The organism is Kitasatospora sp. NPDC127116, from assembly GCF_042677365.1.
GTDB lineage: Bacteria > Actinomycetota > Actinomycetes > Streptomycetales > Streptomycetaceae > Kitasatospora > Kitasatospora lactacystinica.
On the sequence record NZ_JBHXTL010000010.1, the window covers coordinates 57791 to 76109 of the forward strand.

Annotated in this window: 21 protein-coding genes; 15 read left to right on the plus strand and 6 right to left on the minus strand. The window is 73.4% G+C overall.

All coding sequences use genetic code 11. The features are described 5' to 3' along the window. Positions 1-21: 21 nt before the first annotated feature. Entirely contained in the window at positions 22-819 is a 798-nt protein-coding gene (locus ACFVHV_RS06530; protein ID WP_380349358.1) for an inositol monophosphatase family protein, read from the plus strand. 132 nt (positions 820-951) lie between these two features. Here the strand turns inward: ACFVHV_RS06530 and ACFVHV_RS06535 are convergent, their stop codons facing one another. The 4 genes from ACFVHV_RS06535 to ACFVHV_RS06550 all read right to left on the minus strand — a co-directional run bounded on the left by ACFVHV_RS06535 (position 952) and on the right by ACFVHV_RS06550 (position 6896). Next, positions 952-2406, minus strand: a complete 1455-nt coding sequence (locus ACFVHV_RS06535) for a pyridoxal phosphate-dependent decarboxylase family protein (RefSeq protein ID WP_380349361.1) — start codon at positions 2404-2406, stop codon at positions 952-954. A gap of 92 nt (positions 2407-2498) precedes the next feature. Continuing rightward, positions 2499-3992: a diaminobutyrate--2-oxoglutarate transaminase gene (locus tag ACFVHV_RS06540; protein WP_359898605.1), complete on the minus strand. Its 1494-nt coding sequence runs from the start codon at positions 3990-3992 to the stop codon at positions 2499-2501. A 214-nt stretch (positions 3993-4206) separates the two neighbouring features. Then, positions 4207-4935 (minus strand): response regulator, encoded by a 729-nt coding sequence (locus tag ACFVHV_RS06545; protein ID WP_359898606.1) that lies wholly within the window; start codon positions 4933-4935, stop codon positions 4207-4209. Beyond that, entirely contained in the window at positions 4932-6896 is a 1965-nt protein-coding gene (locus ACFVHV_RS06550) for an ATP-binding protein (RefSeq protein ID WP_380349192.1), read from the minus strand. The genes ACFVHV_RS06545 and ACFVHV_RS06550 overlap by 4 nt, the downstream gene beginning before the upstream one ends. 173 nt (positions 6897-7069) lie before the next feature. Here ACFVHV_RS06550 and ACFVHV_RS06555 point away from each other — a divergent pair, with 173 nt between their 5' ends. Then, positions 7070-8518, plus strand: coding sequence for a recombinase family protein (locus tag ACFVHV_RS06555; protein ID WP_380349194.1), 1449 nt, complete (start codon positions 7070-7072; stop codon positions 8516-8518). Here ACFVHV_RS06555 and ACFVHV_RS06560 read toward each other — a convergent pair. Continuing rightward, entirely contained in the window at positions 8476-8979 is a 504-nt protein-coding gene (locus ACFVHV_RS06560; protein WP_380349196.1) for a hypothetical protein, read from the minus strand. The genes ACFVHV_RS06555 and ACFVHV_RS06560 overlap by 43 nt on opposite strands. Positions 8980-8984: 5 nt before the next feature. Next, on the minus strand, positions 8985-9461 hold the full coding sequence (locus ACFVHV_RS06565) for a helix-turn-helix domain-containing protein (RefSeq protein WP_380349198.1): 477 nt from the start codon (positions 9459-9461) through the stop codon (positions 8985-8987). A gap of 235 nt (positions 9462-9696) precedes the next feature. Here ACFVHV_RS06565 and ACFVHV_RS06570 point away from each other — a divergent pair, with 235 nt between their 5' ends. From ACFVHV_RS06570 to ssb, 13 genes are all read left to right on the plus strand, one after another. Beyond that, entirely contained in the window at positions 9697-9918 is a 222-nt protein-coding gene (locus tag ACFVHV_RS06570; protein ID WP_380349200.1) for a helix-turn-helix domain-containing protein, read from the plus strand. Next, positions 9915-10091 carry a hypothetical protein gene (locus ACFVHV_RS06575; RefSeq protein ID WP_380349202.1) on the plus strand — a complete coding sequence of 59 codons (177 nt, stop codon included), beginning with the start codon at positions 9915-9917 and terminating at the stop codon, positions 10089-10091. The genes ACFVHV_RS06570 and ACFVHV_RS06575 overlap by 4 nt, the downstream gene beginning before the upstream one ends. A 93-nt stretch (positions 10092-10184) precedes the next feature. Then, on the plus strand, positions 10185-10628 hold the full coding sequence (locus tag ACFVHV_RS06580) for a hypothetical protein (protein ID WP_380349203.1): 444 nt from the start codon (positions 10185-10187) through the stop codon (positions 10626-10628). Positions 10629-10731: 103 nt separating this feature from the next. Next, positions 10732-11034, plus strand: coding sequence for a hypothetical protein (locus tag ACFVHV_RS06585; RefSeq protein WP_380349205.1), 303 nt, complete (start codon positions 10732-10734; stop codon positions 11032-11034). Then, positions 11031-11213, plus strand: coding sequence for a hypothetical protein (locus ACFVHV_RS06590; protein ID WP_380349207.1), 183 nt, complete (start codon positions 11031-11033; stop codon positions 11211-11213). The genes ACFVHV_RS06585 and ACFVHV_RS06590 overlap by 4 nt, the downstream gene beginning before the upstream one ends. Next, entirely contained in the window at positions 11210-12433 is a 1224-nt protein-coding gene (locus ACFVHV_RS06595; RefSeq protein WP_380349209.1) for an AAA family ATPase, read from the plus strand. Before ACFVHV_RS06590 ends, ACFVHV_RS06595 begins: the two co-directional genes overlap by 4 nt. A 76-nt stretch (positions 12434-12509) precedes the next feature. Further along, a complete protein-coding gene (locus tag ACFVHV_RS06600; RefSeq protein ID WP_380349211.1) occupies positions 12510-13976 on the plus strand; it encodes a UvrD-helicase domain-containing protein in 1467 nt (488 codons plus the stop codon). After that, positions 13976-14290 (plus strand): hypothetical protein, encoded by a 315-nt coding sequence (locus tag ACFVHV_RS06605; RefSeq protein WP_380349213.1) that lies wholly within the window; start codon positions 13976-13978, stop codon positions 14288-14290. The genes ACFVHV_RS06600 and ACFVHV_RS06605 overlap by 1 nt, the downstream gene beginning before the upstream one ends. 287 nt (positions 14291-14577) lie before the next feature. Then, positions 14578-15114 carry a histone-like nucleoid-structuring protein Lsr2 gene (locus tag ACFVHV_RS06610; protein WP_380349215.1) on the plus strand — a complete coding sequence of 179 codons (537 nt, stop codon included), beginning with the start codon at positions 14578-14580 and terminating at the stop codon, positions 15112-15114. Between the two features lie 84 nt (positions 15115-15198). Beyond that, complete coding sequence (locus tag ACFVHV_RS06615) at positions 15199-16002, plus strand: hypothetical protein (protein ID WP_380349217.1); 804 nt, start codon at positions 15199-15201, stop codon at positions 16000-16002. Then, positions 16002-17339, plus strand: coding sequence for an AAA family ATPase (locus ACFVHV_RS06620; RefSeq protein ID WP_380349218.1), 1338 nt, complete (start codon positions 16002-16004; stop codon positions 17337-17339). The genes ACFVHV_RS06615 and ACFVHV_RS06620 overlap by 1 nt, the downstream gene beginning before the upstream one ends. Continuing rightward, positions 17336-17728, plus strand: coding sequence for a hypothetical protein (locus ACFVHV_RS06625; RefSeq protein WP_380349220.1), 393 nt, complete (start codon positions 17336-17338; stop codon positions 17726-17728). Before ACFVHV_RS06620 ends, ACFVHV_RS06625 begins: the two co-directional genes overlap by 4 nt. Continuing rightward, on the plus strand, positions 17728-18216 hold the full coding sequence (gene ssb / locus ACFVHV_RS06630; protein ID WP_380349222.1) for a single-stranded DNA-binding protein: 489 nt from the start codon (positions 17728-17730) through the stop codon (positions 18214-18216). The genes ACFVHV_RS06625 and ssb overlap by 1 nt, the downstream gene beginning before the upstream one ends. Positions 18217-18319 lie beyond the last annotated feature (103 nt).

The following is an 18319-nucleotide window of genomic DNA, read 5'->3' on the forward strand; positions in this document are numbered from 1 at the left end:
GAAGGGAGCGCGAACGTGCTGATGGACAAGGTGGCGGAGATACTCGCCGAGGCGTCGGCCGAGGCGGTGGAGCCGCGCTTCCGGGCGCTGGCCGCCGGCGAGGTGATGGAGAAGGCCCCCGGCGAGGTGGTGACGGTCGCCGACCGCGAGGCCGAGACGATCATCGCCCGCCGACTGCACGAGCTGCTGCCCGTCCCCGTGGTCGGCGAGGAGGCGGTCTCCGCCGACCCGTCGCTCGCCCTGGCCCTTCGCGACGAGCCCGCCGTCTGGCTGGTCGACCCGGTGGACGGCACCGCCAACTTCGTCGCCGGTAGACCCGAGTACGCCGTGATGTGCTCCCTGGTCCGCTCCGGCCGGACCGTCGCCTCCTGGATCTGGCAGCCCGCCACCGCCACCGCCTACTGCGCCGAACTGGGCTCCGGCGCCTGGCGCGACGGCGAGCGCCTGACCCGTCCACCGGCACCCCGGGACGTCGCGAAGCTGCGCGGCTCGGTGAAGAGCCGCTACCTCGACGCCGAGCACCGCCGCCGGCTCCAGGACAACATCGCGTCCTTCGGCGAGATCTCCCCCGGCCGGCACGCCGCCGGGATCGAGTACCCGGACGTCGTCGAGGGCCGCTTCGACTTCATCCTCTACTGGCGCACCCTTCCCTGGGACCACGCCCCCGGCTCGCTCCTGGTCACCGAGGCCGGCGGCGTCTCCGCCCGCCCGGACGGCACCCCGTACCGCCCGGAGGCCCCCGGCTGCGAGGACGGCCTCCTGGTCGCCGCCGACCCCGACACCTGGGAGCTCACCCGGTCGATCCTCCTGGGCGGCTGATCCCGAGGCCCAGCCCGCCCGGAACCCCGGGCCCTGCCCGCCCGGAACCCCGGGGCCTGCCCGCCCGGAAGCCCGGTCCGACCGAAGGGCCGACCCGCCCGGGAGCGCCCGGCCCGCCCAGAGCCGTCCGCCCTACCCCGCCCGCTCGCCCGCCACCTTGCGCCCGGCGCCCACCACCTCCCGCAGCAGCGCGCCGACCTCCCCCACCGTGGCGTGGGGGTTCAGCAGCGTGAGCTTCAGCCGGACCCGGCCCGGGCCGTCGCCCGGGAGTTCGGTGCGGCCGACCACCGCCCGGCCGGTGCGCAGCAGCAGGCGCCGCAGCCGGCCGTTCACCTCGTCCAACGCCGCCTCGTCCGTCACCCCGGGCGGCCGGTAGCGGAAGAGGATGACGGTGAGCACGGGCTCGGCGTGGAGTTCGAGCGCCGGGTCGGCGCGCACGGCGTCGGCGGCGGTGCGGGCGAGGTCGTGGCAGGCGTCGACCAGCCGGCCCAGTCCGTCGCGGCCGAGGGTGCGCAGGGTGACGGCGAGCTTGAAGGCGTCGGCCCGGCGGGTGGTGCGCAGCGAGCGGCCGAGCAGACTGGGGTACCCGGCCTGCTCGTCGTCGACCGGGTTGAGGTACTCGGCGCGGCGGGCGAGCGAGACGTAGGTCTCCGCGCGGCGGACCAGGAAGACCCCGGCCGCGGCCGGCTGCCAGCCGAGCTTGTGCCAGTCGAGCGAGACCGAGTCGGCGCGGGCGATGCCGTCGAGCAGCGGGGCGAGCCGGTCGGAGAGCAGCGCGCCGCCGCCGTACGCGGCGTCGACGTGCAGCCAGGCGCCGTAGCGGCCGGCGAGGTCGGCGGCGGCGGACAACGGGTCGACGGCCCCGGTGTCGGTGGTGCCGGCGGTGGCGACCACGGCGATCGGGGTCCGGCCGGCCCAACTGGCCTCGGCCATCGCCCGTTCCAGTTCGTCCTCCCGTATCCGCAGCCCGCGGTCGACCGGGACGGGGATGACGGCCCGCTCGCCGAGGCCGAGCAGGGCGGCGGCGCGCTGGACGGAGAAGTGCGCGGCCTCGGAGGCGAGGATGCACGGCCGGACTCCGGCCGGGATGCCGTCCAGTTCCACGATGCCGTCGAGCTTCTGGTCGCGCGCCAGCATGAGCCCCATGAGGTTGGACTCGGTGCCGCCGGAGGTGAAGACGCCGGCGGCGCGCGCCGGGTCGTAGCCGACCAGTCCGGCGATCTCGGCGAGCAGTGCGCTCTCCAGGGCGGTGGCGGCGGGGGCCTGGTCCCAGGAGTCCTGGGAGGGGTTGAGGGCGCTGACCGCGAGGTCCGCCGCGGCGGCGACGGCGAGCGGCGGGCAGTGCAGGTGCGCGGCGCAGGCCGGGTCGGCGGGGTCGGCGGCGCCGTAGGCGAGCAGTTCGGTGAGCCGGGCGAGCGCGCCCGGTCCGTCGTCGCTGGCCAGCGCGTCGTCGACGAGTGCGGCGATCTCGGCCGGACTGCCGGCCGGCAGCGGTCCGGAGCGCATGGCGGTGCCCGTCTCCAGGGAGTCGAGGACGGTGGCCAGCAGCGGTCCGAGCGCGCCCGGCCCGGCGGCGCCGCCCGCCAGGGCGTCCGTCGCGACGCCGTCCGCGGGGAGCCCGACGGGGTCGGTGCCGGGGTCGGTTCCTGGGTCGGTTCCGGGGTCCGGTCCGGGGCCGCTCACCGCCGGCCCCGAGCCGCCGGCGCGCCCGCGGACGCGCCTGCCACCGCCTGCCCCGGCCCGCCCGCCGACCCGCTCGGTGATCCGCCCGCCGACCCGTTCGCCGATCCACCCGGCCGCCCGGTCGTGGAGGCCGCCGCGATCGCCTCCGCCAGCCGCTCCAGGACCGCCGCCACCTGCTCGTCCGTGATGGTGAGCGGCGGAAGCAGCCGCAGCACCGCGTCGTGGCGTCCGCCGAGCTCGACGATCAGGCCCCGCGCCAGGCAGGCCTCCCGGACCCGCACCGCGAGCGCCGGGTCGGCCGGCCGGGCGCCGCAGGCGTCGGGCTCGGCCGCCGGGTCGACCAGTTCGACGCCGAGCATCAGCCCCCGGCCGCGCACGTCGCCGATCACCGGTAGTTCGACGGCGAGTTCGCGCAGCCGGGCCGTCATCCGCTCGCCGACGGCGGCGGCCCGCTCGGCCAGCCCGTTCGCCGCGACGTGGCGCAACGTCGCGGCCCCGGCGGCCATGGCGAGGGTGTTGCCGCGGAAGGTGCCGGTGTGGGCGCCGGGCCGCCAGCCGTCGTAGTCCTCGCGGTAGACGACGACGGCGAGCGGCAGGCTGCCGCCGATGGCCTTGGAGAGGACCATGGCGTCCGGGACGATGCCGCTGTGCTCGATCGCCCACATCGCGCCGGTGCGGCCGACTCCGGTCTGCACCTCGTCGACGATCAGCGGGATGCCGCGCTCGGCGGTGATCCGGCGCATCTCGCGCAGCCAGCCGTCGGGCGCGGGGACGACCCCGCCCTCACCCTGGACGGCCTCCAGGATCATCGCGGCCGGCGGGACCACGCCGCCCGAGGGGTCGTCCAGCAGCCGCTCCACGTAGGTCGCGGCGAGGCCGGCGCCCGCGTCGCCGCCGACCCCGAACGGGCAGCGGTAGCCGTAGGGGAAGGGCAGCCGGGCGACTTCGCCACCGCTCGGCAGCGGCTCCTTGACGGCGACGTTGCCGGTGAGCGCGAGGGCGCCGGCGGTCATGCCGTGGTACGCGCCGGTGAAGGCGAGCGCGCCGGAGCGGCCGGTGGCGGTCTGCATCAGCTTGAGGGCGGCCTCGACGGCGTCCGTCCCGGCCGGTCCGCAGAAGTGCACCCGGGCACGGGCGGCGAACTCCGCGGGCAGGCTCTCGAACAGCGCGCTGGTGAAGTCGTCCTTCTCCGCGGTGGCGAGGTCGAGCAGGTGCAGCGGGGCACCGCTGTCGAGGGTGCGGCGGATCGCCTCCAGCACCACCGGGTGGTTGTGCCCGAGGGCGAGCGTGCCGGCGCCGGAGAGGCAGTCGAGGTAGCGCCTCCCGTCGGCGCCCTCGACGGTCATGCCGTGGGCGCGGACCGGGACGATCGGGAAGGAGCGGGCGTACGTTCTGGCGGCGGACTCGCGGACGCGCTGACGGCGCAGGATGGCTTCACCGGCGGCCGGGGCTCCGGAGGCGGCCTGGACGGGTACGGCAGCGAGTGACACGAGAAACCCCCAGGGGAAGTTAGGTTAGCCTAACTTTACTGCCCTTGACCTGGAGGAACGCCCCGGGGCCTCCGGAACCACCCGAGTGAGTGAACCTCCCCCGGTTCATCCAACGAGCATCGCGCGGAAGGGTCACGGCCCGGGGCCGGGCCCTCGCCAACCCATTCCGACCCATCCCGACCGCCGACCCATGCCGCCTCACCCCCGGCGGCCGTCAGGCCCGCCCCCTCCAGCGGTAGCAGAGCTCCGGCCGCCCGACACTCCCGTACTGGGGCTCCCGCACCGCGCACCCGGTCTCCACCAGGTGCTCCAGGTAGCGCCGCGCGGTGATCCGCGAGACCCCGGCGGCGGCGCCCGCGGCCGCGGCCGACAGCCCGGCGGCCGCCTCGCGCAGCACCGAGGCGACGGTGTCCAGGGTGGGCGCGCTCAGCCCCTTGGGCAGGGTGCTGCGCTCCGGCGTGCGGAGCAGCGCGAACGCCTGGTCGACCTCCTCCTGCCCGGTCGCCTCGCCGGTGCGCCCGAGGCTGTCGCGGTACCGGGCGTAGCGCTCCAGGCGGTCGTGCAGGGCGGCCGCGCTGAACGGTTTCAGCAGGTACTGCACGACGCCCGCGGAGACCGCCTGCCGGACCATGGCGAGGTCGCGGGCCGAGGTCACCGCGATGACGTCGGTGCTGTGACCGGCCGCGCGCAGCGTGCGGCAGAGCTGGAGCCCGTGGCCGTCCGGGAGGTAGAGGTCGAGCAGGGTGAGGTCGACGGGCGTGCCGGCGGCGCGGGCCCGGTCCAGGAAGCGCAGCGCGTCGGCGCAGCTGTGGACGGTCCCCGCGGCGTGGAAGCCGGGCTCGCGCCGGACGTACAGGGTGTGCGCGGCAGCGGCCACCGGGTCGTCCTCGACCACCAGGACCGAGATGCCCGTCGCGGCGGGGGTGTCGGCGGTACCGGTCACACCAGCGCCCCTTCCTGCTCCCGGCCGGGGGACTCCCCCGGCCGCCGGATGGACTCCCCCTGGTCGCCGACGGCCTCTCCCGGCCGTCCGGCCAGCGGCAGTCGCACCGTGAGCACGGCGCCTCGCTCCCGCCCGACCTCGACGGTGCCGCCGTTGCGCCGGGCGGCCTGGGCGACCAGCGCCAGCCCGAGCCCGTGCCCGTGCCCGTGGCCGTCCTGCTTGGTGCTCCAGCCACGCCGGAAGACGTCCTCGACCGCGCCCGGGTCGATGCCCGCACCGGTGTCGGCGACCCGCAGCAGCAGGAAGTCACCGGCCACCGCCGCCGCGCCACCGCCGCTGACGCCGTTGCCGCCCCCGCCCCCGCCCCCGTCCCCGTCCCCGTTCTCGTCGCCGTGGGCGCTGCGGCCCGGCCCTCCGCAGTCCCGGCCGCGGGCGACCCGTGCCGTGACGGTGACCTCCGGCGGGACGGGGCTCTCGGCCGCACCGGCGATGGCGGCGTCCACGGCGTTGTCGATCAGGTTGCCGAGCACGGTGATCAGGTCCCGTGCGGGGAGCCCGGGCGGCAGCACCCCGTCGTCGATCCGGCTGTCCTCGGTGAGGGTCAACTCCACTCCTCGTTCGGCGGCCTGCGCCGCCTTGCCGAGCAGCAGGGCGGCCAGGACCGGCTCGCTCACCGCCGCGACCACCCGGTCGGTGAGCTGTTGGGCGAGTTCGAGCTCGGCGGTGGCGAACTCCACCGCCTGTTCGTGGCGGCCGAGTTCGATCAGCGAGACCACCGCGTGCAGGCGGTTGGCGGCCTCGTGCGCCTGCGCGCCGAGCGCCTCGGTGAAATCGCGAACCGAGTCCAACTCGCCGCTGAGCGCCTGGAGTTCGGTGTGGTCCCGAAGGGTGACCACCCGGCCGAGACCGGTGCCGGTGCCGATGGTGGAGGTGTTCAGCACCACGACCCGCTCGGCGGTCAGGTGCACCTCGTCCCGGACCGGCTCCTCCCCCAGTACGGCCGCCACCAGTGCCTCCGGAAGCCCCAGCTCAGCCACCGGACGGCCGTCCAATTCGCCTGCCAGGCCGAGCAGTTCCCGGGCCGCGTCGTTGCACAGCACCACCCGGTGCGAGCGGTCCAGCAGCACCAGTCCCTCGCGCACCGCGTGCAGGGTGGCCTGGTGGTACTCGTAGAGGTGGCTCAGCTCGTCCGGCCCCATCCCGTGGGTGTGCCGCCGCAGTCGGGAGTTGGCGAGGTAGGTGCCGACGCCACCGACCGCGAGCGCGGCCACCGCCACGCCGACCAGGGCGAGCAGCGGGCCGCTCAGCTGTGCGGAGATCGACTCCACCGTGAGACCCGCGCTGACCAGCGCGACCACCCGGTGCCGGTCGTCCCACACCGGGGCGACCACCCGCACGGACGGGCCGAGCGTGCCGGTGTACGTCTCACTGCGGGTCTGCCCGGCGAGCGCCCAGTCGATGTGCCCGAGGTAGGTCCGCCCGATCTGCTCGGGCAGCGGGTGGGTCCAGCGCACGCCGTCGGTGTCCATGACGGTGATGAAGGAGACCCCGGTGTCCGCCCGCACCTGCTCCACGTACGGCTGGAGCACCGAGGTCGGGTCCGGACCGGCGACCGCGGCCCGGACGGACGGCGAGTCCGCGACGGCATGCGCGACCGCGGTGACCTGGCGGCGGGCGGCGTCCTCGGCGCGATCGGCGGTGAAGAGGTACGCGAGCACCGCGCCACCGGCGACCACGGCGGCGACGATCACCACCTGGACGACGAAGAGCTGCCCGGCCAGACTGCGGACCAGGCGCCGGGGCAGGCATCGGACCAGGCATCGAACCAGGCTCCGGGACAGCCCGCGGGGCAGCCGGCGGGCCGGATGCCGGGGCGGACCCGGAGGCAGCCGCCGGGCTCCGCGGCCCGTCGGCCGGTGCGAGCGGCGGCGCGGGGCGGTGGGGGCGGTGCGCTCGGACATGCCTGCCAGTGTGCACCACGCCCCCGGACACCCCGGGGGGCCGCCCGGCCCGCACCCTTCGCGGGCCCGCCGTCCGGGCGGTCCCGGCCGTCCGCCGCGTTCGTGAACTCTATGAACGCAAACGTGACCTCGGAGACATGTAGTCAGAGGGCATATGGCGCTAGCCTGGTGCGATGCAGGTCAAACCCCTAAATGCCATCCTGTACGCGCGCAACAGTCGCGGCGGCAAGAGCGTCAAGGCCCAGATGATCGAGAACCGGCGCGAGTGTGATGAGCGCGGCTGGCTGATCGTCGGCGAATTCATCGACACGAACCGCAGCGCCAGCCGATACGCCAAGAAGATCCGCGAGGGCTTCGACGTACTAGTCGAGCAGGTCCGCGCAGGGCAGGGCGACGTGATTGTTACGTGGGAAAACAGCCGCCTACAGCGCGATCTGGAGGTATACGTTCAGATCCGCCGTCTCTGCATGGAGACCAACACGCTGTGGTGCTACGGCGGCGACGTGTACGACATGAGCCGTCGCCAGGACCGGAAAAGAACCGCACAGGATGCCGTCGCCAGCGAGGACGAAGTTGATGTCATTCGCGACCGGAACCTGCGAACGGTCCGCCTGAACGCCGAGTCTGGCCGCCCTCACGGCCGGGTGCTTGTCGGCTACAGCCGCCGCTACGACCCTGAGACCGGCGAACTTATCGACCAGGTCCCGAACGAGGAGTGGGCCCCGGTCATCCAGCGAATCTTTGCCCAGTTCGTCAGCCGCAGGACAGTCCGGAGCATCCGGAACGGATTGCGCGGAGACGGCATCAAGACCATCACCGGGCGCGAATGGTCAGACGGGGGCATCAACGCAGTCCTCCGCCGGGCAGCGTACGCAGGATTTCGCGTGCACCAGGGGGAGATCATCGGACGGGGGACCTGGGACGGCCTCATCTCCGAAGAGGTCTGGCAGGAGGCGCAGGACATCCTCGACGACCCCACCCGGCAGAGCATGGGCGACACCTCGGTCCGCTACCTCCTGTCCGGCATTGCCTCGGGGTCCAAGTGCGGTGGCGGCGTGCGCGTCACCCCCAACAGCGGGACCGTCAGCTACATCTGCAGCGAGGACGGCTGCGTGAGCCTCAAGTTGGAGGTCTTCGACGCATACGTCGAGGAGCGTCTCATCCGTTGGTTGGAACGCCCGGACGCAGCGGCAGCGTTCCAGGATCCTGGCCAGGAAACCGCAGTTGACGACGCCCTCAGGCTGATCTCCACCCTGACGGCCGAGCTCGATCAGGCCCGTGCCGCAGCCCGTAACGGGCAGCTGACCACCGCATCGCTGATCGCCATCGAAGCGGGATCCCTGCCCCGTCTGGCCGAGGCTCAGGCGACGGTCAGGGCGCACTCTGCCGCATCTCCGCTGCTGGCTGGGCTGATGGGGTGCCCGGACGCCGGGGACCAGTGGGAGAAACTGGCGATCGAACAAAAGCGGGCCGTGCTTCGCGAGGTAGCGACGATTGTTTTGCACCCCGCGCTCAGCCGCGGCAACTCGGCCCTGTACGACGGCCGGATCGTGATGACGCTCGGCCCCAAGCGGCCTGGTCAGTCGTCGGATGCGGCCAGCACCGCGCCGTCGAACGACTGACGTACGGGGAGCTGGAGGAGAACACCGGACGGGGCCGGCATCTCGTCGAGGGCGCCGCTCAGGGCCAACAGGATGCCGGTCTCAACGCCCTCGCGCTGAATGGCGAAACGTTTCTCCTCCAGGGCCTTGAACATGGCGGCGCGCTCGCGAGCGAGCAGGTCCTGCGCGGCCTTGCGCCCACGGGCAAGGTCGTCGCGGACACGCTCACGCTCACTCGCAACGCCCACCTGCGCGGCGATCGCGAGGTCACGCTCCTCGATCAACGCGGCGCGCTCAGCAGCGGTGTCGCCGAGGGCCCGGAGAACCACGATGACGCAGATGGCCATGGCGGAGACGACAAGAAGCGCGCTGCCAGAAACTGCCAGACCCAGCCGGTCAGTGGTGACGCCTACCCCCGTGGCCGTGACTCCGGTCGCCGCACCGACCGCCGCCATCATCATCCGGCTGACCTGCACCTGCACCACCCCTAAGCTTCGGCTGCCGCACCCCCGTCGGCGTCGTCCTGCTCAGCGGCTCTCTGTCGGCGGATCCTGTCAACCATGGCGAGGAACAGTTCCTTGTCCACGGGGTCCGTGATGCCGAGTCGGGTAGCTGCCTCGCTGGGGGTGATGGGTCGTGATCGTACAGCGGATTCCGGCCACACGGGGAGGGATTCGGAGGAGACAACTCCGCCCCGTACCAGCAGTTCACGGACGGGCACTCCGAGTGCTCGGGCCAGACCCTCGAAGGACCCCGGCTCGATGGACCGCTCGGCTTTCAGGAAGCGGCTAAGGGTGGACGGGTCGATCCCGGCGTCCTTGGCCAACTGCGTCTTCCCACCACCCCGGGGACTGTCGATGTCGTATCCGGCGCGACGGGCGGCGTCTGCGACGTAGGCGGCGAACATGGCCAGCCGCCCTGGTGGGAGCCCGCCGGCCCGGCTGCGGGTCGTCTTCTCATCCATGCGGTGAAGGCTAGCGTGTCAGCTGACACCTTGGAGCGTGCTTGTCGGCTGACAAGGTAGCTGGTCAGCGTCCCGGCGACAGGTTCACGCCACCCACCAGCATCACAGAACTAGTGTTCGGTCGCACCCTGACTAAACCTTTGCCCTCTTATTTGCTTGACGTCTGCCAAGTAGCGGCGTAGTTTCCTTGTCAGCAGTCAAGCAGCACTCCTGACAAACAAGGAGGTGACACCACGTGCCGCAGCACCGGTACTTCTTCAACTCGAACCGGTTGATCGAGATCGCCGCCGACGCCGGCGACCACACCGGCTACGCCATCGCCCAGCGCACCGGCCTCAGCGAGGGCACCCTCTCGCGCATCATCAACGGCCGCCGCCAGCCCAAGCTGGATTCCGCCGCGCACCTGGCCCGCACCTACGGCGTCGCCCTCGACGACCTCGTGAGCGTCGCCGCGTGACCCGCGAGCAGCGCATTCACATCCTCGGCCCGGCCGGCATGGCACTCGTCGAGCGGGACTCCGCGACCGACCTGCCGCCGTCGCCCGAGCAGATCGCCCGGCTCCGCGCGATCTTCGCCGGAACTGGCCGAAACGGATCGCACGCCAGCGCAGCCATTCGCACCGCCGCCTGACCCCAAAGACATGGGTCGGGCCGCCCCACGGCTCCTACACCAGGGCGGCCCCGGCCTACCGATCAACCCGAAGCTGAAAGGAGGTAGGCCAGCATGAAGCCTACCCTCGCCGCCACCGGGATCACCCCGGTGCTCCTCCCCACCATCCCCGACCGGACGGTGCTCGCCGGCATCTCCGTCCTCGCCCGCCGGGCCGGCCAGCCCGCTCCGGCCGCCGAGAACGTCGAGCTCGCCGCCGACCAGCGCCGCGTCACCGTGACCGCGCGCTCGATCGCCGAACTGTCCGCCTGGTACGCCGCGGTGAGGCCGCGCGGTGTTGCGGTCGGCGGCCAGTACGAGGCCCGGGCCGCTGACCGCCTGTACGTCCGGGGGCGCCTGGACTGGGTACTGTCGTACGGCCAGATCCCCGGCGCTCCTGGTGTCGACCTGTACGTCGTCGCGGCCTCGGAGTCCCGGCTGCCGGACACGGAGCTGGTCCGCGCGATGTGCCCGTGGGCCCTGGCCGTCCCGGCTGCCGGAACGGCGGTGGCGGCGTGATCTGGCTGCTGATCGTCTGCATCGGCTGGACCGGCGCCGGCATGTTCGTGGCCCGCGAGGAACTCGCGGACGTCATCCGCGCCGCACTGTCGGGCGGTGCCCGATGAGCAATACCTCCACCACGTGGTCCGCCGAGGGCTACGTCGACACGCTCGGCGCAACCGAGGGCACCCTGTATCTCTTCCCGAACGGCCTGGTGGGCGACCAGTTCACCATCTACCGCCGGTCGGACGTGTCGGACGCCGAGATGCTGGTAGTCGCCGACCGGGTCCTCGCCGGGGTTCAGCGCTGGCGGGACGGCGTGGCCGCCGCTGTCGAGCGCAACCGCACGGTGCTGGACAAGTTGGCCGCCGCGGAAGCCCGGATCGCGGAGCTGGAGAACTCCGCCGAGGACGGCCCCCGATGAACGCCTCCACGGTCGCTTCCGCCGTGCTCCTCGGCGGCCCGGTCGCCGCTGCCATCACCGTCGCCTGCTGGCCGAGCCGCGAGGAGCTCGCGCGCCGTCGTCGCCGCCGCGCGTACCAGCGCGCCCGCACCGTCACTATCCCCCGCCCGCGCACCCCCGAGAGGGACGACCCCCGATGACCTTCAGCTTCCAGCCGGCCACCCGCGAGCAGGCCAAGGCCCGCATCGCACTCCAGGGCCCCGGCGGCTCCGGCAAGACCAAGTCGGCCCTGCGCATCGCCGAGGGCCTCACTCAGGGCGGCACCATCGGCGTCGTCGACACCGAACGCGGCTCCGCCCTCAAGTACGCCCCGGTCCCCGGCCGGCCCGACCTCGGCGGCCACACCTTCGGCCACCTGCCGCTCGCCGTGTGCAGCCCGGAGAACCTGATCGCCGCGGTCGCCGCCGCCGAGCAGGCCCGCGTCGCTGTCCTGATCATCGACTCCTGGAGCCACTTCTGGGCCGGGAAGGGCGGCCTGCTCGCTCGCGTCGACCAGGAGTCGAAGAAGCCCGGCCACTTCGGCGGCTCGTACACCGCCTGGGCTCCGGTCAACGAGCTGGAGCAGAACATGCTCGACGCGCTCCTCGGCTTCCCCGGCCACGTCATCGTCACCATGCGGACGAAGAACGACTACGAGATGGAGGGGAAGAAGGTCACGAAGATCGGCGTCAAGACCGTCCAGCGCGAGGGCGCCGAGTACGAGGTCGACGTCGTGATCGACATGATCGAGGGCGTCGGGACGGTGACGAAGACCCGGTACGAGCCGCTGAATGGGCTGACGGTCCACCACCCGGGTGAGGATCTGGCGGAGACGATCCTCGAGCAGCTCGGCCAGGGCGTTGACCCGGTGCAGCAGATCCTCAACGAGCTGTTCGCGGACGGGATGACGTACCAGGGCGCGCTGGAGTTGCATGCCCGGGCGAAGCAGCGCTCGCTGCTGGACGTAGAGGCGGCCCGGCCTGGCACGGGGGAGGTGTCCACGCTGGGCGAGCTGATCGTCGGGCACGGGACGGCGCTGAAGCCGACCGCGGTCCCGGCTGCGGCCTCGGCGTCCGAGCCGCCCCGGGAGGCGCCGGCCGCCGCCCGGCCGGAGCCCGGCCGGACCGTGGCCGAGCCGGCGCCCGCGACCGCTCCGCAGATGCGCCGCATCCACGCCGTACTGAACGAGGTCGGCATCCGCGACCGGGACGAGCGGCACACGATCCTCGGCGCCCTGATCGGCCGCCCGATCAGCTCCGCGAACGAGCTGACGAAGCACGACGCGGGCGAGGTCATCGAGTCGCTGGAGGCCGCGCTCGCCCAGCCCGACCCGGGCGAGGACCTGCGCCGCACCGCGCGGAACATCTCCGCCGCGGCCTGACCTCACCAGCCGGGCGGGGCCGCGCGCCCTCACCAGCGCGCGGCCCCGCCCCATCCCCAGAGAGGAGGTACACCCCGTGGTCACCCCCACCCCCGAGCAGGCCGCCGCGATCGCCGCGTACGGCGACGGCACGGACCTGGTCATCCAGGCCGGCGCTGGGTGCGGCAAGTCCTCGACGCTGAAGCTGATCGCCCGCGCGGACTCGCGCCGGCGCATGGCGTACGTCGCCTACAACCGGTCGATCGCCGCCGACGCGAAGAAGACTTTCCCCGCCAACGTCGCCGCGAGCACCGGGCACGGCCTCGCGTTCGACCAGCGCTGGCTGCCGCGCCTCCAGCGCCCGCGCCAGACCGCCTTCCAGGCCGCGCAGGCCCTCGGCGTCGACCGGATCACCGGCGGCATCCAGCGCATCGCCACCGACCTCGGCCACGTCAAGGCCATGACGTCGAAGGTCGTGATGCACACTGCGCTGGAGACTGTGGAGCGGTTCTGCCACAGCGCGGATGACGACCTGGCCGCCCGGCACGTGCCCCGCTACGACGGGCTGACCGGCCGGGACGCCCGGGCCGCGCTGGTCGAGCTGGTGCTGCCGGTCGCCCGCACGGCGTGGGCCGACCTGCGGCGCGAGGACGGCGTGCTGAAGTTCAGCCACGACCACTACCTGAAGCTGTGGGCGCTCGACCGGCCGCGGCTGGCCGCCGACGTGGTGCTGCTCGACGAGGCCCAGGACACCAACGACGTCCTCGCCGCCGTGCTCCTGGACCAGGACCACGCCCAGCGGATCGCCGTCGGGGACTCCGCGCAGCAGATCTACGCCTGGCGCGGCGCGAAGGACGCGCTCGGCCGGTTCGAGCGGGAGCTCGGCGCCCAACTCGCCACGCTCAGCCAGTCGTTCCGGTTCGGTCCGGCGGTCGCCGAGGCGGCCAACGCCTGGCTGTACCTGGTCGGAACGCCCCTGCGGCTCACCGGCTGGCAGGCCTGCGAGAGCAGCGTCGGACCGGTCGACCAGCCGGACGCGATCCTGTGCCGCACCAACGCGGGCGCCGTCGGCGTGGTCCTCGAGGCGCTCGGCGCGGGCCGGAAGGCGGCACTGGTCGGGGGTGGCAGCGAGATGAAGCGCCTCGCCTGGGCCGCCCGGGACCTGCAGCAGGGCAAGAGCACGGACCACCCGGAGCTGCTGGCGTTCCCCAGCTGGTCGGCGGTGCGCGAGTACGCGGAGGAGGAGGACGGCAGCCTCCGCACCCTGGTCCGGCTGATCGACGAGTTCGGGGCCGAGGAGATCGCCGACGCGGCGGACGCCCTCGCCTCCGAGGACTCGGCCGAGCTGATCGTCTCCACCGCGCACAAGGCCAAGGGCCGCGAGTGGCCGACCGTCCGGATCCACGGCGACTTCCGCGCCCCGAAGCCCGACCCGGGCACCGGGCACCGGATCCTGCCCCGGGAGGAGGCCCGCCTCGCCTACGTTGCCGTGACCCGGGCCCGCCAGCGCCTCGACAACGCCGCCCTGTCCTGGGTGGGCACCGTCACGGCGGTGAGCGACTGATGGCCCGCATCCGCTCGCACACCAGCCGGTACGTCCCCGGCAGTGTCGAGTTCCTGCGCCGTCGCCCGTGCATCTGGGTCAGTACCACCGATACCACCGCCGAGGATGACGTCGACCTGGTCGCCGTCGAGCGGGCCGCCAACGGCCGCGAGCCCCTCCCGCCGCTCAGCGACGCGGAGAAGCGCCTCGCTGTGCGCGCGATGTGGCGGGCCGGGGTGTCCTACGAGGACATGGCCGTCCGCGCTGGCGTGCTCCCGCGCCGGGTGGCCCGCTGGGTCGCGAAGGAGAAGCAGCTGCTCGAGGGGGCAGTGTGACGGCCCGGTACCGGTGCGGTTCCGGCCCGGTACCGTGCGGTGCCCCGGCCCGCCTGTACCCGTGCGGCTGGCGATGCCCCGCGCATACCCCGTCTGCGGAGGCCGGCCAGCCCGAGCCCGCGTCAGGGCCCGGCTACAGCCCGCAGGCGCTGCCGACCCCGCAGTCCGCCAGCGCCCTCGTGGACGCCCGCGCGGTCGCCACCGGAAAGCGCCGCAGCAGCACGCAGGACTACCGCCTCGCCCAGGCCGCCACCGGCCGCACCACCAGCTGAACGGAGAAGACCAGCATGGACACCGAGACCGCTGTCGCCGTCTCCATGTACAAGGCCGGCGAGACCGTCGCCGCCATCATCGAGGCCACTGGCCTCAACCAGGACGAGATCGGCGCGGCCGTCACCAAGAACGGCAACGTGTTCTTCGCCGAGACCCCCCAGCCCGAACAGGCCGCGGCGCCCGCCGCCGCAGCGCTGATCACCTGGGGCATGGGGCACGCCAACGCGAGGATCCAGCGGCTGGCCGACCAGGCCCGGGCCGCGCTCGCCGACCTGCAGCAGGCCAGGCGCCGCGAACAGGTCGTCTCGGCGGCGGAGGAAGGCGTGCGCCAGGCGGAGCAGTTGCTGGCCAACGCACGGCGGGCCCTGCGGGACGCGAAGGGCCGCCCGGCCGAGGCCACGCACAGCGGCCGTCCGGACCGGGCCGAGCTCGCCGAGATCCGGACGTGGGCAGCCGCGCACGGTCACCAGGTCGCGCCGGTCGGCCTGATTCCGCGCGCTGTGGTCGACGCCTACCGCACCGCCCAGCAGGAGCCCGCCCAGGCCGCGTGAGCACGGCCCCAATGACCGCTGGCGCCGGCGGATGCCCCCGACCGCCGACGCCAGCACCAACTGCTGCACCCTGAAAGAGAGCCGATGCCAGGCAGGTTCGAGTACGAGCGCGCGATCCGCCGCAGCGAGCTTCTGCCGCTGTCGCGTTACCTCGCGCTCATGATCGCCACCTGGGCCGACCTGGAGACCGGCATCATCCCGCCCGAGCACCAGCCCGCGCAGTCTGTGCTCCTCAAGGCCACTGGCCTGTCGAAGAGCGCCTTCCTCGACCATCGGGCCCGCCTGGTGGAGGGCGGGTGGATCTCCTACATCTCCCCGGCGCCCGAGAAGGCCCGCCGCGAGAACGCCCAGAACGAGTACTTCATCCATATCCCTCCTGGGTCGCCCAGCGACCTAGCAAAAACGGACATGACGCCCAACTCCCACCAGTCTGATCCTAGGTCGGCTCCCGACCTAGGTCGCCAGACGACCCAGGGTGGGTCGCCCAGCGACCTAGCCGAACCAAGAGAAATCCGGACATCTGACCCTAGGTCGGCTCCCGACCTAGGTCGCCAGGCGACCACAAGAGTCCCTGGTCTGTCAGAGAACACACACCCCGAACCGTTCGACACCTTCTGGGCCGCCTACCCGAAGCGGGTCGGGAAGGGCACCGCCCGCAAGGCCTGGGCTGCCGCCCTCAAGCGCGGCGCCGACCCCCAGGCGATCATCACCGCCGCCACCCGCCATGCCGCTGCCTGGACCGCCGCCGGTACCGACCGGCAGTGGATCCCCTACCCCTCCAGCTGGCTCAACGGCGAGCGCTACGACGACGACCAGCTGCCCGTTGCCCGACCCGCCACACCTCAGCAGCCCCAGCAGCAGACCTACGCAGACCGAGGAATCTTCTGATGACCACCACCACCCCGCCGCCCGTCGAGGACGACCTGGACGACCTTGAGCGGTCCCGCCCGAACGACCTCGGCGCCGAACAGGCCTACCTCGGCCGCGTACTCATCTCCGCCGACGGGCGCCGCCTCCTCCGCGACCACCCCATCACCAGCAGCGACTGGTACCGCCCCGCCCACGACCTCATCCACACCGCGATGCGGGCCCTGGCCGAGCACGGCCAGCCCATCGACCCCTACACCGTCGCCGCCCACCTCCAGACCCAGGGCATCATCGTCCGCGCCGGCGGCCCGTCCTACCTCCACACCTGCATCCAGGCCGCGTCGTACGGCGGCGACGCCGACTGGCTGGCCTGGCGCATCCGCGACCTCGCCCAGCGCCGCGCCCTCATCGAGACCGGCCAGCGCATCGCCGACCTCGGCTGGACCCCCGAGACCGACGCTGACGCCGGCGAACTCGCCGAGGCCGCCGTCGGCATGGCCCGCCAGGTCCGCGACGCCGGCCGTGCCGCCGCCGACCAACCCATCGAAGACATCTGGGACTTCCTCGCCCACCCGGACGAGGGCTACGACTGGGTGCTGCCCGGCCTGCTCGAGCACACCGACCGCGTGGTGTGGACGGCGGGCGAGGGCGGCGGCAAGTCCGTGCTGCAACGCCAGATCGCCGTCACCACCGCGGCCGGAGTGCTCCCGTTCGGCGGCGAGCCCAACGCCCTCGGCCCGCAGCGGGTCTTGGTGCTGGACTGCGAGAACTCCGCCCGGCAGTCCCGCCGCCACTACCGCGCCCTCATGAACATCGCCGAGCGCCAGCGCACCCCGGTCCGCCGCGGCCAACTGCACATCGACCTCCGGCCCGAGGGTGTCGACCTCACCCGCCCCGACGGCCGCGCCTGGCTGATGCGCCGCGTCGAGGCCGTCATGCCGGACCTGCTGATCGTCGGCCCGATCTATCGGCTGCACGCCGGCGACCCCAACTCGGAGGAGCTCGCCCGGAAGGTGACCGTCGTCCTGGACGAGGCCCGGGCGACCGCGGGGTGCGCGCTCTCCCTCGAGGCCCACTCCCCGCAGGGCGGCGCCATGGGCCCGCGCGCCCTCCGCCCCGTCGGCTCCAGCCTCTGGCTCCGCTGGCCGGAGTTCGGCTACGGCCTCCGCCCGGTCGAGGACGAGCGCACCGCCGATGAGGACCGCGGCCGCCGCATCATCCCCTGGCGCGGCGCCCGAGACGAACGCCAGTGGCCGCAGTTCATCTGCCAGGGCGCCGAGGGCGGCTGGCCCTGGCGCTCGTACCGACCCGTCGACACCGGAATCACCGGCTACTCACCCACCGGAGCACTCTCGTGAGCTTCACCTTCCGACGCTGGCTCAGCTGGCAGAACCGACCGTCACGCCCCGACGGGACGGTCCACGGGCCCAGCTTCCTGCGCCGCCTCTCCGAGCTGGTCACCGAACCCTGGGACAGCCCCGCCACCCTCCTCGGCCACCTCGGCCCCGACGAGGAGTGGCCGGCCGAACTCACCGCCGACGCCCGGAAGCTCTACAACCGGGCCTTCCGCCAGGCCGTCGGACCCCGCAACGGCCCCCACACCGGCCGCGGCTCCGCCATCTGGACCCGCGTCATCGGCGGCCACCACTACCTCTTCTGGGCCTGGCACGACCGCCTCGACGTCCACCTCGTCCCCGAAGACGGATCCCCCCAGCTCATCCACACCTACCCCAAGGAGACCCCCTGATGGCCCTGCCCACCATGACCGGCGTCGGCCGCGTCGTCGCCGACCCGACGCTCCGCTTCACGTCGGGCGGCGCCGCCGTTGCGAACGTCCGCCTGGTCTTCCAGAACCGCCGGCTGAACCAGCAGACCCAGCAGTGGGAGGACGGCGAAACCCTCTGGATCGACGGCACCGCCTGGAACACCCTGGCCGAGCACGTCGCCGAGACCCTCACCCAGGGCATGGAGGTGTTGGTCACCGGCGAGCCCCGCACCGAGTCCTGGGAGAAGGACGGCCAGAAGCACTCCCGCGTGTCGCTGACGATCCGGTCGATCGGCCCGTCGCTGGCGTTCGCCACCGCGAAGGTGCAGAAGGCCCAGCGCGACGGCCAGCAGGGTGCCCCGGGCGGCGGGCCCCGGCAGCAGCCTCAGCGGCCCCAGCAGGCCCGCCAGCAGCCCCAGAACGACCCCTGGGTCACCGACACCACGGGCGGCACCGAACCCCCGTTCTAACCCCCGCCCAGCCGCCGGGGGCCCGGCAGGGCCCGGCCGGGGGCCCCCCCCCCCCCGCCCCCCCCCCCGAGGGGGGCCCCCCAGGGCCCCCCCCCCCCCCCCC